This window comes from uncultured Flavobacterium sp. (assembly GCF_963922255.1).
Classification (GTDB): domain Bacteria; phylum Bacteroidota; class Bacteroidia; order Flavobacteriales; family Flavobacteriaceae; genus Flavobacterium.
Map to the genome: position 1 here is coordinate 317,518 of NZ_CAWUIC010000002.1, position 15,668 is coordinate 333,185.

The following is a 15,668-nucleotide window of genomic DNA, read 5'->3' on the forward strand; positions in this document are numbered from 1 at the left end:
ATCCCAAATTCCAATTTTTATTGGTGTTTGGGATTTTTTGTGTTTTATAATATCATAGTCAATTGAATTCTCTTTCTTGCCTCATCAACCTCAACGACTTTTACTTGCACATGTTGGTGTAATTTTACCACTTCATTAACATCAGACACAAAACCTTCTTTTAGTTGGGAAATATGAACCAAACCGCTTTCTTTGATTCCAACATCTACGAAACAACCGAAAGCTGTGATGTTGTTGACAATTCCTGGTAAAATCATTCCTGTTCTTAAATCTTTTATGGTTTTTACGTTGGGATCGAATTCGAAAACTTTGGCTGATTTTCTTGGATCTAATCCTGGTTTTTCTAACTCTTTTACTATGTCTTTTAAACCTAATATTCCGATTTCTGTTGTGATGTAGTTTTCAAGTTTTATTTGACTTATTTTTTCTTTATTAGCAATCAATTCGTCAACCGAAATTTTTAAATCTTTAGCCATCTTTTCGACAATTTTATAGGCTTCTGGATGAACGGCTGAATTGTCTAATGGATTTTTTCCATCTTTAATTCGGATAAAAGCTGCTGCTTGTTGGTAGGCTTTTTCTCCTAATCTTGGTACTTTTTTGATTTGGTTTCTTTCAATAAATGGTCCGTTTTCGGAACGATAAGCTACAATGTTTTCGGCCATTTTTTCTCCAATTCCGGAAACGTAACTTAATAAGGATTTACTAGCTGTGTTAATGTTGATTCCAACTGAATTTACACAACGAACAACAGTATTATCAAGTTCTTCTTTTAATTTGGTTTGATCTACATCGTGCTGGTATTGTCCAACACCAATGGATTTTGCATCGATTTTTACTAATTCAGCTAATGGATCAGAAAGTCGTCTTCCAATGGAAACTGAACCACGAACCGTTACATCGTAAGAAGGAAATTCTTCACGTGCAATTTTACTTGCTGAATAAACAGATGCACCAGCTTCTGAAACTACAAATACTTGAACTGGCTTGTCAAAGGCAATTTTTTTGATGAAAAATTCGGTTTCGCGACTAGCTGTTCCGTTTCCAATAGAAATGGCTTCAATGTTATAAGCATTTACCATCGAACGGATTTTTTTCATGGCCATTGCGCTTTCGTTTTGTGGTGCGTGTGGATAAATGGTTTCATTATAAAGTAAGTCGCCTTTTTCGTCAAGACAAACCACTTTACAACCGCTTCTATAACCTGGATCAATAGCTAAAATTCGTTTTTCTCCTAAAGGTGGAGCTAATAATAATTGGCCTAAATTTCCAGCGAAAACTTCAATCGCTTTTTCATCTGCTTTTGCTTTTGCTTCTTGTAAGGTTTCATTGGAAATGGCTGGTTCTAATAAACGTTTGTAACTGTCTTTTATCGCAATTTTGACTTGTTCTGTGCTTTCGTTTCTTCCTTTTAAGATATTTTCCTCTATGAAATCAATGGCTTCTTCATTTTCAACCTCAACATTTAACTTGATAAATCCTTCTTTTTCTGCTCGCATCATCGCTAATAATCGATGTGACGGTGCTTTTGAAATGGGTTCAGACCAATCGAAATATTGTTTGAATTTTTGGGCATCTTCTTCTTCGGCTTTCTTTTTAACCACTTTTGTAGTTATAGTTGCTTTTCTTTGAAACAAACGACGAAGATTTTTTCTGACGTAAATATTTTCGTTAATCCATTCGGCAATAATGTCTCTTGCTCCTTGTAAAGCTTCATCTTCATTCACCACATTTTTGGAAATATATTTTGAAGCTTCAAAGTCAATTTCGTCATTGTTTTGAGCCATTATGATTTTTGCCAAAGGTTCTAAACCATTTTCTCGAGCTATATCTGCTTTGGTTTTTTTCTTCTTTTTGTAAGGCAAATACAAATCCTCAATTTCTTGTAAATCGAAACTGTTTTGAATTTTTGATTTTAATTCTGAAGTCAATTGGCCTTGTTCTTCAATAGTTTTCAGAATAGAATCTTTTCGTTTAACGATTTCATCATATTGCTTGGAAAGTTTGGCAATATTTTCGATTTCGACTTCATCTAAATTTCCGGTTGTATCTTTTCGATAACGTGAAATAAAAGGAATGGTACAATCTTCTGAAAGTAATTTTAATGTGGCTTCTATGTTTTTATCAGCTGTGTTGACAACTGATTTTATGAATTGAATTTGGTTCATTGATTTTTTATTTAACGCAAAGATGCGAAGGTTTTCGCAAAGTTTGCTAAGAGTTTTACATTATAAAATCTAAATAATTTTGTTTGTTAATAACTTCAAAAGTTGCCTCTGGATATGCCTTTGCAAATGCTGTTGGAATTTTTGATTTTCTTCTTTCGTTCCATTTGAACTCGAAACCGTTTAAGTTTCCGTTTTGCTCTTCTAACCAATCTAATTCTTGTTGATCATAAGTTCTCCAAAAATAGTTTGAAATTGATTTTTGTGTATAATTTTGATATTTTATTCGTTCTGAAGCTAAATAATTTTCCCATAAAGCTCCAACATCTGTTCTGTTTTCTAATAAAGTAAAATTATTTATTATTCCGTTTCTAATTCCGTTATCATAAAAATACCAACGATTGGATTTCGTAATTTCTTTTCGCAAATTTCTGCTAAAACCTGTTACTTTATAGATTACAAAAACTTTTGAAAGTAAATCTAAATAACTTTCAACAGTGTTTTTAGAAATTCCCAATTGTCTTGCTAACTCTTGAAGCGAAACTTCTTGTCCAACTTGAAAGGCTATTAATTTTAGCAAATCTACTATTTTATCAGCTTGTTTTATACCTTCAAAAATCAATATATCTTTTAATAAGTAAGAATTTATTATTTCTTTTATATAATTGATTTTGTCGTTCCAATCTGAATATTGTTCTAATTCTGGATAACTACCAAAAAGTAAACGTTCTTGCAATTTTTGTGTTGTTTCTTTATGATTTTCGTAATTAGCAAATTCCATTTGAGCAAAGGGAAATAAGAAAATCGTGTTTTTTCTACCAACTAAAGGTTCTCCTAGTTTATTGGATAAATCAAAAACAGATGAACCTGTTGCAATGACTTTTATTCCCTCAATTGAATCTACAATTAACTTTAAAATTAAACCTATTTCTGGAATGTTTTGTGCTTCGTCAATTACTAATAATTTTGTATTTGCTAAAAGTCTTTTATAATTTGTAACGGAACGTACTTTTAATAAATCAGCATCTTCCATATCTTCTCCATTTAATTGCAAATAATCTTCTTTTGGAATTTTTTCGAGATATTTTTTTATTAATTCCGTTTTTCCAACACGTCTTGCTCCTAATAATAACAAGACTTTATTAGGTAAAACTTTGGATTCAAATTGTTTTAAAACTGCTCTCTGTATTGAATTTTCCATATATTTTTGGATTAAAATCAATACAAATATAGAAAAAAAATGTAAATTCCGTCAGTTGATTGACTGAATTAATGTAAATTCCGTCAGTTGATTGACTGAATTTAGCTAAATTAAGTCAATAGAAAGATGAAAATAGAATAAAAGTAGCTTTTTACTATTGACAAAATCTTTCAAACTTATAACCGTTTAACCTGTCTACTCACATTTCCATTTAAAATTAGAAACATTGGAACGAATTTCTGGACGATATTCGTAATGCCACCATTCGTTATAAATGCTTTTAAAATTGTATTTTGCTAATGTTTCTTTTAGTAATTTTCTATTTGCTAAAACTTCAGGTGAATGTTTTGTATAGGTATGATGTGCTTCTGGTCCGAAAAAATCAAACTTGGTTCCCATGTCTAATTCGTTTCCTAAAGAATCTACTAAAGTCAAGTCGACAGCTGCTCCACGATTATGTTTAGAACCTTTTTTGGGATTAGCTACATAATTGGTTCCTGGTAAAATTTGCCACATTTTTTTTTGGACATCTAAAGGACGATAACAGTCAAATAATTTAATTCTAAAACCTTTTTTTATTAATTCTTGATTGGCTTTCATCAAAGCTAAAGCTGTGTTTTTTCGCAAATAACAATCTGCACAATCGTACACTTTTTGTTTTAAAAAATTATCTTCTGTTGCGTATTTCAAATCCAATATAAAATTTGAACTTAAAGTTAGCATATTAACAAATGATGTGTCTTTTGAAATAATTTCAGAATTATTTGTTTTTGTTTTAATTTTTTCAGGTTGTTCAACTATACTATCTTTTTGTTTTTCTATTGGTAATGAATTTACTTCAATAGTTTCTTTTACTTCTTTTTTACAAGAAATAAATAGGATTAAAAATAATATGAATACCGATTTTTTCAAATTAAGTAAACTCTTCAAATTTATAATTGCGTTTCATAAAATCTAATGCTGCTTGTACAATTTCTCCCATTGAATTGGCATTTTTAAAGTTGATATCTAAAGTAACTTCATAAATTTCATCTTGCAATTGTTGAATGTGTTCGTCTGGAGCCAACTTGGTAGATTTCATGGCTTCAATTAAGCGTTTTAGTCTTGTTTTGGTATCAATCAAACGTTTTACAATAATGGAACGTTCTTCAATTTGATATTGTGTAATTGATTTAGGTTTGAGTTTATTTTGTACCAATTCTGATAGCTTAAAATTTTCTTTAAAAAGATGCGGTTTATATAACTTAAAACTGCCTTCATAGCTTTGTTGGTCAAAATCAATGGCCCTAATTCTAAAAATTCTTTGGTCAAAATCATAAATTGGAATTACCACAAAATTATAAGATCGCATGTCTCCTAAAAGCCCAATCATACAACGTTCATTGAATTTTACAAACTCTTTGGCTATTTGGGTTTTTTCGTGTTCATTACATTCTTTTAAGTTTTCTTCTAAAAAAACATCACCTGGAATTCCAACAATATGTTCTTCAATGAGTGTGTCTTCAAAAACTAAAAAATTAATGCTATTTGGAGAAATAATATGTTCGATTTCAAGGCCAAAAATTCGAGAAGCATCTGCTTTTTTAATGTAAAAATGGGTGTAATTATCGTTTAAAGTATTTCTAATTTTTACCCTAAAAGGTTTTGAATTTCCAAAGGTGCAAAAGTCAATATAATCTACATTTAAATATTCTATACTACTTTCATCACCATCAGAATGTAATAAGGTATAAATTTTTTTGAGGCTTCTATCTAATTCTTCTTTTTCAAATTCATTGTGATATACTCGAATCCATAAAGTATCTTTTCCTTCCTTATCAAAAACAGCTATACTTCCTTGAAAACGTAATAAATCTTCATAATAGACTCTAGTTTTTGTAACTCTTTTATATTTTTCGAGATAACTTCTTAAATTTGAATTTATAGGATAATATTGCTTCTTTAACTGTGGTTTTTCTTGACTCATTCTCTATATAAATTGAATAGAAATGTAGCTTTTTTTATTCGAAAATAAAAATCAATCTTGCACTATTATCTCTTTAGGGTCTTCTTTTTGAAATTCAGGTTGAATGTTTACGTGATTGATATGGAATTTTTCAAATAATGTGACTTCTATTTTGTATAATAAATCATTGAACTCACTCAATTTTATATCTTCTGAGCAATCTAAATGAGCTTCTAAATGCAATTCTTCTTCGTTCAAATGCCAAACGTGAACATGATGTAACAGTTTTACACCTTGAATTTGGTTAACCGTTTCAACAATTTCTTTGATATTAATTTCTTCAGGTGTAAATAGCATTAGCATTTTTGTAGCTTTTAATAATAAATCTACTCCAACAACTATTAAATATACAGCAATGATTAAAGTCAAAACACTGTCAATCCAAAAAATTTGGAAATAATACATTAAAATTCCACCTACTAAAACAGCTACTGAAGCTAACATATCTGTTAACAAATGTAAGTAAGCCGATTTCATATTTAAGTTATGATCAGCATCTTTTTTTAACAACAAAACCGAAAAACCATTGACTAAAATTCCTAAAGCTGCTAACCAAATAACAATTGTAGGTTGAATTTCTTGTGGTTGAAAAAAACGAGTAATGGCTTCGTAAATCAAATAAATCGCAACTACAATTAAAGATAGAGCATTGACAAAAGCTGCAATAAGTTCGGCACGTTTTAGTCCAAAAGTTTGTTCGTAAGATGCTTTCCTTCTTGACAATTTATGAGCAACATAACTAAAAACCAATGACAAAACATCTGAAAAATTATGTAATGCATCTGAAAGTAAAGCCAAACTTCCAGAGATTATACCACCAATAACTTGAGCAACTGTGATTATCACATTCAGTAAAATAGAATATAATAGGTTTTTTCCTTGTACTTGGTGGTTGTGATTGTGGCTCATTTAGTTTAGAGTTAAATAAAAAACTGATACTATTTGAAATAGTATATAAATAAAAGAAATATAAAATTTATAATTTTTTTCTTCTTTTGAAAACATACTTAAAATAAGAAGTATAATTGAGCACAATGTAAAAATAAAAACCAAAATTCTTAAATATCCATATAAAGGATTAATAGGTTCGTTAAATATATTTACATGATTTATTGTTGCTAAAATTATAATTAAAGAACATATAAAACTATAAATAGTAATTCTAAAAGCCCAATTTCTATACATGGTATTTATTTACAAGCAATTTTATTAACTCTATTGGCATGTCTTCCACCTTCAAAAGCTGTAGTTAAAAAAGTTTCAACCATCGCAACAGCTTGTGGAATTGATGTATATCTTGCTGGAATACTTATTACATTGGCATCATTATGTTGACGCGCTAATTCTGCAATTTCTTTGGTCCAACAAAGTGCAGCACGAACATCTTGATGTTTATTTGCGGTCATGGCAATTCCGTTTCCTGAACCACAAATTACAATTCCAAAATCAGCATTTTTAATCTGAACATCATAAGCAACTTGATGACCAAAATCTGGATAGTCTACACTTTCAAAAGTATCTGTTCCATGATTGATTATTGTATGTCCATTTTTATTTAAATAATGTACAATTGCTTCTTTATAATCTGGACCTGCATGGTCATTTCCAATAGAAATTTTCATTTAGTATTATTTTTAGTGTGTTTGTTTGATACAAAGTTAGTTAAAGCAAAAGACATCCTAAACTAAAAAAGACTTTTTGAAAAAAATTTAACTAAAACGCTAAAAATCAGAACTATTCTTACATAAAATAGGGTTTTACTAGCAATTGTTAATTGAATTTTACAACTGCTTGATAATCAGTTAATGTTAATTTAACATCAAATGTTAATAAATAAAGATAGATTTTTAGAAGTTTTTTGAGAATGTATAGAAAATTTGTCTAATCAAAAACTGCAATTAAAAATCCTAATAAAGTTTCGATTATTTTTTTGAAAATTATCAGCACAAAATCTTCACTTATCAACACAAATTTTATAAAAACTTATCAAGGAAAAATCTGTTTTTTTGGTTGTTAACAACTGTTAATAAAAACTTAAATTCAATTCAATTTTAGGACTTTACAATTTCATAACATTGTTAATTGTTGTGTATAAATTACCAAAACTAAAAATCCAATATCTTTTTAAAAAAATTATAGTAACTATTAACACCCTATCATAACCATCATAAATTTAAATTTAATTAAAAATATTTTTGTTGTTTTTAATATATGTTGAAAACTTCTAAATTTTGAAATTTATAAAAGTTATCTTTTTGATAAATCTTACTACTTAGTTCTATAATCTTAATACTTCTTCGTACTTTTAAACTTTATAAGAAAAGAATATGACAAAGAAAATTAAAAAGTATGGCAGCAAAGAAAAAGATTTCACTGCTCAAATTTTAAAAATTATTTCAAAAGATGCTAACAAGACTTTTAACTATAAGCAAATTGCTGCAGCGTTAAATGTTAATGATACCAAAAGTAGAAACGAAATTATCAAAGAACTAAATCGTTTAAAACAAAAAGGAAAAATCGAAGAAGCCGAAAGAGGAAAATTTAAAATCATTGCAAAATCTGAATATTACGAAGGAACCGTTGATATGACTTCTCGTAAAACAGGTTATTTTATCTGCGATGAATTAGAACACGATGTTTTCATCCCTTTTCAAAATTTGAATCACGCTTTAGATAAAGATAAAGTAAAAGTTTATGTGTACAACCGAAGAAGTTCTCGCAAACCTGAAGCTGAAGTTTTAGAAATTTTAGAAAGAGATAAAACAGAATTTGTTGGAGTTATTGATATCCAAAAAAACTTTGCTTTTGTAACTACTGCCAATAATAAAATGTACACTGATATTTTTATTCCCAAAGATAAAATTGGTGAAGCCGAAAATGGTGATGTAGTTTTAGTCACGATGGAAGATTGGCCAAAAAAAGCCGATTCACCATTTGGAAGTGTGATCAAAGTTTTAGGAAAACCTGGAGAACACAACACTGAAATTCATGCCATTTTAGCTGAATATGGTTTGCCTTATGATTTTCCAATTGAAGTAGAAGCTTACGCAAAAAAAATTGATACTTCCATAACTCAAGAAGAGATTGATAAAAGAAGAGATATGCGAAAAACGCTAACTTTTACAATTGATCCCAAAGATGCTAAAGATTTTGATGATGCTTTATCGTTTGAAGTTTTAGAAAATGGAAATTATGAAATCGGAATTCACATTGCTGATGTTTCACATTATTTGAAAGAAGGAACAATTTTAGATGATGAAGCTTATAACAGAGCCACTTCTGTTTATTTAGTGGATAGAGTTGTACCAATGTTACCTGAAGTTTTATCTAATTTTGCTTGTTCTCTTCGACCTCATGAAGAAAAATATACGTTTTCAGCTGTTTTTCAATTGAATCAAAAAGCAGAAGTAGTAGATTCTTGGTTTGGAAGAACCGTGACTTATTCAGATCAACGATTTGCTTATGAAGAAGCACAAAGTATTATTGAAACTAAGTCTGATATAATTCCAGCTGAAATTTCTTTAACTGGAGAAGCCTATCAAGTTCCAAAACCAATTGTTGATGCGACTTTAAAATTAGATGAATTAGCCAAAATTCTTCGTAAAAAAAGAATGCAAGCTGGTGCCATTTCGTTTGATAAAGTAGAAGTAAAATTCAATTTGAATGAAGTAGCTGAACCGGTTGGAGTTTTCTTCAAAGTTTCAAAAGATGCGAATCATTTGATTGAAGAATTCATGCTTTTAGCCAATAGAAAAGTAGCTGAATTTATTGGAAAACAAAAGAAAACATTCGTTTATAGAATTCACGATGAGCCAAATGAAGATAAATTATTTAATCTTCAAGCTTTGATTTCAAAATTTGGATATAAGTTAGATTTAAGAGATTCTAAAAATATATCCAAATCATTAAATCAATTGATGCAAGATGTTAATGGTAAAAAAGAACAAAATCTTATTGATACTTTAGCAATTAGAACCATGAGTAAAGCCAAATATTCAACAGAAAATATTGGGCATTATGGATTAGCATTTGATTACTACAGTCATTTTACATCACCAATTAGACGTTATCCTGATGTAATGGTACATAGATTGCTTCAATTTTATTTAGATGGTGGAAAAAGTGCTTCAGCAGAAGAATATGAAGAAAAATGCGAACATTCTAGTAATATGGAATATTTAGCCACTCAAGCCGAAAGAGATTCTATCAAATACATGCAAGTAAAATACATGCAAGATCATAAAGATGAAGAATTCTTGGGTGTTGTTTCAGGTGTGACAGAATGGGGAATTTACGTTGAAATCATTGAAAATAAATGTGAAGGAATGTGTAGAATCAGAGAAATTAAAGATGATTATTATACGTTTGATGATAAACAATATGCACTAGTTGGTGAAGTTTCTAAAAATATCATACAATTAGGAGACGAAGTTTACGTTAAAGTTAAAAACGCAGATTTAGTTAAAAAACAATTGGATTTTACTTATTTGAGGAAAAAAGAGTAATTAGTAACTAGTGATTAGTAATTAGTTGAAAAGTAAGATTTTGTTGTTCTAAATTAGTTTTAGAATTTCAAAATCTTATTTATTTTAAAAAGGAACAGTTTTTGATTATTTAGCATTAAAATTTAATATCATGAAAAAACTAACATTTACATTTCTATTACTAACAACAGCAGCTTTTTCACAAGTTGAAAGAACCTTAGGAGATTTTACTAAAGTAACCTCTTTTGATAAACTAGATGTTTTATTAATAAAATCAACAGAAAATAAAATCACAATTAATGGAAATGAAGCTGAAAGTGTAGAAACCGTTAATAAAAATGGTGAATTAAAAATAAGAATGCCTTTTTCACAAACTATGGGTGGAGAAGATATTTCGGTGACGTTATATTACAAAAATATTGAAGCAGTTGAAGCCAATGAAGGTTCAAGAATTTCATCTTCTGAAACTTTTGATGCTACCATTTTTGAAATAATTACAAAAGAAGGTGCTGAAGTCAAAATCAATTTAGATGTTGATAAATTAAATGTAAAAGGAACTTCTGGAGGAATTATCACAGTTACAGGAAAAGCTAAAAATCAAGATTTGTTAATCAATTCTGGTGCAATTTATAATGCAGAAAAATTGGAAACCGAGCAAACAACAATCACAGTAAATGCTGGTGGAGAAGCTGATATTTATGCAACAAATTTAGTTGATGCAAAAGTAAGAGCTGGAGGAAACATTACCATTTATGGAAAACCAAGACAAATTAATCAAAAGGTTATTGCTGGTGGAACAATTCGTGAAGTTAAATAAGTGATTAGTGTTCAGTAATTAGTTGGCAGTTGTTTAGAGTAATATTAAAATTCTTATATTAGAATTGATATTTTTTGTAAATTCGTACAAACTTAGTTTGATTTTAGTTTCATTTACTGAACACTAAAAACTGAACACTGAACACTAAAAATTTGCATTTACACGACATACTTACTGCAATTCCTTGGGGACTTTTATTGGCATTTTCAATAGGTCCAGGTTTTTTTGTGTTGTTAGAAACTTCCATAACTAAAGGATTTAGAGCTGCTTTTACACTGGATTTAGGAATTGTTTTTGGAGATATTATTTTTATTTTAATAGCTTATTTAAGTACCAATAAACTTTTAGAACAATTAAAAGATAATCCAACTTTGTTTATTATTGGTGGATTAATTATGTTGGCTTATGGATTGATTTCTTTTATTTTATTAAAAAAGAAATACGTTAAGCAACAAGATCAAGAAGTAGATAATGATAACATTCCAAAGAATAATTATTTTGCTTTGTTCTTCAAGGGTTTTTTGTTGAATTTTATCAATATTGGTGTATTAGGTTTTTGGTTGATGATTATCATAACTTATGGACCACAAATGGAAATGCAAACCGAGCGAATTTCATGGTTTTTCGCAGCTATTTTAGTTTTTTATTTATTGTTTGATGTAGCTAAAATTATTTTAGCTAAACAATTAAAAAACAGATTAACACCACAAAATATTTATAAAATAAAACGCGTTATAAGTATAGTAATTTTGATATTTGGTTTGTTTTTTATGTTGCAAGGTTTTTTTCCAAAAGAAAAAGAAATTTTAAAAGAAAGATTCTTACCAAGTACCGAAATTGAGTATAAATAATCTTAAAGTTATGACTAAATTAATTGTCTATTTCACACTTTTATTTTCAATTAATTTAATGGCTCAAGACACCATTTATAAACCTCAACATAGTTTAATTTCACTAGATAAAGTAAAAGTAGTTTACAGAGGAATTGATAATCCAAAAACTGTTGCTGTTCCTAATGCTAAAGAATATTGGGTTTCTGGTCCAGGAGTTTCTAAATTAGATGAACCAGGTAAATATTTAATTAGACCAGGAAGTGGAACTGAATTAAAAATTGTTGTAAAGATTATTTTTGAAGATAATTCCTTTGTTTATGAAGAACATGTTTATCAAATAAAAAGAATTCCTATTTTATCTTCAAAATTAAATGGAAGTAATTGTAATAATTGTATTGTTCAGTTAAATAGAAAAGATATTGGATCAGCTGTAATTTCTGGAGAATTTGATGATGTTAGTTTAGATTGGAATGTAGAAATTTTAAGTTTTTATTTAATAATTTCAGATAAAAAAGTAATTCAAAACGATGGAAATAAATTTAATAAAGATTCCATACAAGCCTTAAAAAAAGCTAAAAATGAAACTGATTTTATAATAGCTAATCTTAAATTTACTGTGAGTGGTTTTAATGGTTTTATTTGTAAAATAAATTCTATTTCTGGGAAAATTGTAGATTAAAATAAAAAAATAAAAAAACCTCCAAGTTTCCTTGAAGGTTTTAGAGGCATTGTCCGGATTCGAACCGGAGTAAACGGTTTTGCAGACCGGTGCCTAGCCGCTCGGCCACAACGCCAATTTTGAATTGCAAATTTACATATATTTTGGACTAACACAAGAAAATTTAGCAAATTTTAATTTTTAAAAAAATCTCATTTCGTTTTTTAATTTACTTTTGTAGCTTAATTTCTTGATTAAGAACAACAATGAAAAAAGTAAACTACCTAAAACCTCTTTTTAACTTCTTCTTTATTGGATTGATAATTACAACGTTAAGTAGAATTATTTTATTTTTTGTATTCAAAGATAGAGTAACATTAATTGAAGATTATTGGAGAATTTTTACCATTGGTCTTCGTTTTGATTTGATAATGTTGAGTTATTTAGCTTTTTTACCTGCTGTTTTAATTAGTCTTTTACCAGATTCTGTATTAAAATATTTTAATGGTTTTCTAAATATTTATTTCATTTTGTTTTTGTTTTTGTTCTTTTTTATGGAATTATCAACACTTAATTTTATTAATGAATATGATACAAGACCTAATCGTTTATTTTTAGATTACTTAATTTATCCAAAAGAGGTTTTAGGTACTTTAGTTAAGAGCTATTTGCCTTCGATGATAGTTACAATAATTTTAGTAATTGTGGCTTTGTTTTTTGCTTTTAAATTTGGAAAAAAATTATTTTACACGGTTGCAACTTCTTATAAAACAAAACTTATAGTATTTCCGGTTTTAGCTTTTTTACTTTTTTTTGGAGCTCGTTCTAGCTTAACTACTCTTCGTCCTATTAATGCTAGTAATGCTATCTTTTCTTCTGATCAAATGACTAATTCACTTGGGTTAAATTCACTTTATACAGTTGCTTTTGCTGCTTATTCTTTAAAAAATGAAGGAAATACAGACAAGTATGGTACAATGGACAAGTTTGAAGCTTATAATAGAGTAAAAAAATACATGGATGTTTCTGAATTTATTGATGAAGAGATTCCGTTTTTACACATTCAAAAACCAGATTCTATTGCTAAAAAATATAATGTTGTTATTTTTCTTCAAGAAAGTTTAGGAGCTGAATTTGTAGGTTGTTTAGGTGGTTTACCTTTAACTCCAGAATTTGATAAATTGTCTAAAGAAGGATTGTTGTTTACCAAATTATATAGTTCAGGAACAAGAAGTATTAGAGGAATTGAATCGGTTGTTACGGGTTTTTTACCAAATCCAGCTGAAAGTGTGGTTAAGTTAAGTAACTCGCAACAAGGTTTTTTTACGTTAGCTGAGGCTTTTGGAAAACAAAATTATGATACAAGTTTCATTTATGGAGGATTATCAAATTTTGATAACATGGCTTCTTTTTTTAACGGAAATGGTTTCAATAATATTATTGACGAAACTGATTTAGATGCTGATGGAAATAAATATGCTTTTAAAGGAGTTTGGGGTTATTCGGATGAAGATTTAGCTGTGAAAGCGAATGAATATTTTATTTCTTTAGGTGAAAAACCTTTCTTTTCATTGATGTTTTCAACATCCAATCATAAACCTTTTGAATTTCCTGATGGAAGAATTGAATTGTATGATAAAAAGAAAAACACAGTAAATAATGCCATGAAATATGCTGATTATTCCATTGGAAAATTCTTTGAATTAGCTAAAAAAGAAGCGTATTTTAAAAATACTATTTTTGTTGTTATTGCCGATCATAATACAAGAACTTTTGGTAAAGCTTTAGTTCCGATTCATAAATTTCATATTCCAGCTTTGATTATTGCTCCAAATATTAAAAACGGAATGACTTATGATAAAATGGCAAGTCAAATCGATATTCCATCAACAGTTTTAGCTTTATCAGGAATTACTACGCAATCTCCAATGCCTGGAAGAAATTTAATGACTTTACCTAAAAATACAAAAGGTAGAACCATAATGATGTTTAATGAAACTTATGCTTTTAAAGTAGCTAATGATGTAATTATTATCAACCCAAATGCTGAACCATTGCAGTTTAAAGTAGAAAAAGACTCTGTTTTTACACCAGTGACATTAGACAATGAATTGGCAAAAGATGCTTTAGCACATATAGTTGCTTCAAAGAATTTATACGAAAAGAGGAAATTTAAAATGAAAAACTAATTTCTAAATTCTTCCATTTCAATAGTCACTTTAGATACATCACCACCAATTGGAGGATTAATTTTAGAAACAGCAATCTTTATTCTAGAAATAGATGGAATTTCTTTAAAAGTTCTTACAATAACTCTGTGTGCTACATGTTCGAGCAATTTAGAACGAATAGCCATTTCCTCAACGACTATTTTGTTTAAATGAACATAATCCACAGTATCGTCTAAATCATCGCTTAGAGCTGATTTTCTGAGGTCAGTTTTAACTTCTAAATCTACAACGTAGTCACTACCTATTTTTCCTTCTTCAACTAAACAACCGTGATACGAAAATGTTCGGATGTTTTTTAATTTTATGGTTCCCATTTTAGTCTATTTCGTTACTTGTACAAGGACAATTACTTAATCCTTGGAAAATATCATAGCCCAAAGTTACCATATGTGTTCCAGAATTGAAAGAAGAAAGTGCATTAGTTGTATATTGATACGAATAAGCAAAGTAAAAGTTATTCTTTTTTAATCCACCCATTGGGCCAATATTCAAAGGTTGAAATAATTGATCATTTAAGAATCGATACGATATTCCTGCCCAATAATAATCTTCATAATCCATAAAACGGATTTTTAAATTTACATCAGTACTAGAACGTTTATCACTTTGGTAAAATTGATAAAAAACAGATGGTTCATATTCTATATCACTGTTATTATTCGATTTTATTTTATAACCAGTATAAGCTGAAAAGTTTCTTAAAATATTTGGTTCTTTAATTATAAACTTATCGGTGTTTTTGTTTAATAAGTTAGAAACATTTGCAGCAAAATAAAAACCTTGTTGTCTGTAAAGAAACCCTAAATCTATATTGTAATTGTTTAAATCTCTGTTGTTAGTAACAATTGGATCATAAGAAGGATCGAATTGTGTGGCATCAATGTAAAATTGATTCATTACAAATGACATTCCAAAGGAAAGATATCTGTTTTCGTAATAATCTAATATTAAGTGATGTGCAAAAGATATTTTTCCTCCTTTTTGAAAAGTATTTCCGTTTTTATCGTTGTAAACAAAACCACCTAAACCAGAACGTTGGCCTAATCTTCCATCAACAGCTAAAGATTGATTATCAGGAGCATTTTTTAGACCAACCCATTGTGTCAGTCCATTTATCCTAATTTTAATATTATCACCAATTCCAGCATAAGCAGGTGAAATAACATACGGATTATCACCTAAATATTGGGTGTAGGTTGGTATGGTTAACTCTTGTGCAAAAGAATTAACCATAACGAAACTAACAAAAATTTTAAAAATATTTTTCATTTTAT

13 protein-coding genes and 1 tRNA gene are annotated in these 15,668 nt (G+C 28.6%); 5 read left to right on the forward strand and 9 right to left on the reverse strand.

Annotation, left to right across the window (positions count from 1 at the left end; genetic code table 11):
- Positions 1 to 44 precede the first annotated feature (44 nt).
- From AABJ49_RS03510 to rpiB, 6 genes are all read right to left on the reverse strand, one after another.
- On the reverse strand, positions 45 to 2,168 hold the full coding sequence (locus tag AABJ49_RS03510; protein WP_338376132.1) for a Tex family protein: 2,124 nt from the start codon (positions 2,166 to 2,168) through the stop codon (positions 45 to 47).
- 55 nt (positions 2,169 to 2,223) lie between these two features.
- Positions 2,224 to 3,366, reverse strand: a complete 1,143-nt coding sequence (locus tag AABJ49_RS03515; RefSeq protein ID WP_338376133.1) for an ATP-binding protein — start codon at positions 3,364 to 3,366, stop codon at positions 2,224 to 2,226.
- Between the two features lie 195 nt (positions 3,367 to 3,561).
- Positions 3,562 to 4,167, reverse strand: a complete 606-nt coding sequence (locus AABJ49_RS03520) for a M15 family metallopeptidase (RefSeq protein WP_338376186.1) — start codon at positions 4,165 to 4,167, stop codon at positions 3,562 to 3,564.
- Between the two features lie 112 nt (positions 4,168 to 4,279).
- Complete coding sequence (locus AABJ49_RS03525; RefSeq protein ID WP_338376134.1) at positions 4,280 to 5,332, reverse strand: hypothetical protein; 1,053 nt, start codon at positions 5,330 to 5,332, stop codon at positions 4,280 to 4,282.
- 51 nt (positions 5,333 to 5,383) lie between these two features.
- The gene (locus tag AABJ49_RS03530) at positions 5,384 to 6,280 is read right to left on the reverse strand and encodes a cation diffusion facilitator family transporter (protein ID WP_338376135.1); all 897 of its coding nucleotides are present in this window, start codon (positions 6,278 to 6,280) and stop codon (positions 5,384 to 5,386) included.
- 281 nt (positions 6,281 to 6,561) lie between these two features.
- Positions 6,562 to 6,993: a ribose 5-phosphate isomerase B gene (rpiB, locus tag AABJ49_RS03535; protein WP_338376136.1), complete on the reverse strand. Its 432-nt coding sequence runs from the start codon at positions 6,991 to 6,993 to the stop codon at positions 6,562 to 6,564.
- A gap of 705 nt (positions 6,994 to 7,698) precedes the next feature.
- On the opposite strand from rpiB, the gene rnr reads away from it, so the two are divergent.
- From rnr to AABJ49_RS03555, 4 genes are all read left to right on the forward strand, one after another.
- The gene (gene rnr, locus AABJ49_RS03540) at positions 7,699 to 9,876 is read left to right on the forward strand and encodes a ribonuclease R (protein WP_338376137.1); all 2,178 of its coding nucleotides are present in this window, start codon (positions 7,699 to 7,701) and stop codon (positions 9,874 to 9,876) included.
- A gap of 130 nt (positions 9,877 to 10,006) precedes the next feature.
- On the forward strand, positions 10,007 to 10,672 hold the full coding sequence (locus AABJ49_RS03545; protein WP_338376138.1) for a head GIN domain-containing protein: 666 nt from the start codon (positions 10,007 to 10,009) through the stop codon (positions 10,670 to 10,672).
- A 152-nt stretch (positions 10,673 to 10,824) separates the two neighbouring features.
- Positions 10,825 to 11,523 carry a LysE family transporter gene (locus AABJ49_RS03550; protein WP_338376139.1) on the forward strand — a complete coding sequence of 233 codons (699 nt, stop codon included), beginning with the start codon at positions 10,825 to 10,827 and terminating at the stop codon, positions 11,521 to 11,523.
- A gap of 10 nt (positions 11,524 to 11,533) precedes the next feature.
- Complete coding sequence (locus AABJ49_RS03555; protein WP_338376140.1) at positions 11,534 to 12,184, forward strand: GldM family protein; 651 nt, start codon at positions 11,534 to 11,536, stop codon at positions 12,182 to 12,184.
- Between the two features lie 44 nt (positions 12,185 to 12,228).
- On the opposite strand, the gene AABJ49_RS03560 is transcribed toward AABJ49_RS03555, so the two are convergent.
- Positions 12,229 to 12,299: transfer RNA gene (locus AABJ49_RS03560), tRNA-Cys, on the reverse strand.
- Between the two features lie 130 nt (positions 12,300 to 12,429).
- On the opposite strand from AABJ49_RS03560, the gene AABJ49_RS03565 reads away from it, so the two are divergent.
- Positions 12,430 to 14,352, forward strand: coding sequence for an LTA synthase family protein (locus tag AABJ49_RS03565; protein WP_338376141.1), 1,923 nt, complete (start codon positions 12,430 to 12,432; stop codon positions 14,350 to 14,352).
- Here AABJ49_RS03565 and folB read toward each other — a convergent pair.
- Together folB and AABJ49_RS03575 are read right to left on the reverse strand one after the other, a co-directional pair.
- Positions 14,349 to 14,708: a dihydroneopterin aldolase gene (gene folB / locus AABJ49_RS03570; RefSeq protein ID WP_338376142.1), complete on the reverse strand. Its 360-nt coding sequence runs from the start codon at positions 14,706 to 14,708 to the stop codon at positions 14,349 to 14,351. The two genes, AABJ49_RS03565 and folB, sit on opposite strands and share 4 nt — an antisense overlap.
- A 1-nt stretch (position 14,709) precedes the next feature.
- Positions 14,710 to 15,663 (reverse strand): type IX secretion system membrane protein PorP/SprF, encoded by a 954-nt coding sequence (locus tag AABJ49_RS03575; RefSeq protein ID WP_338376143.1) that lies wholly within the window; start codon positions 15,661 to 15,663, stop codon positions 14,710 to 14,712.
- Positions 15,664 to 15,668 lie beyond the last annotated feature (5 nt).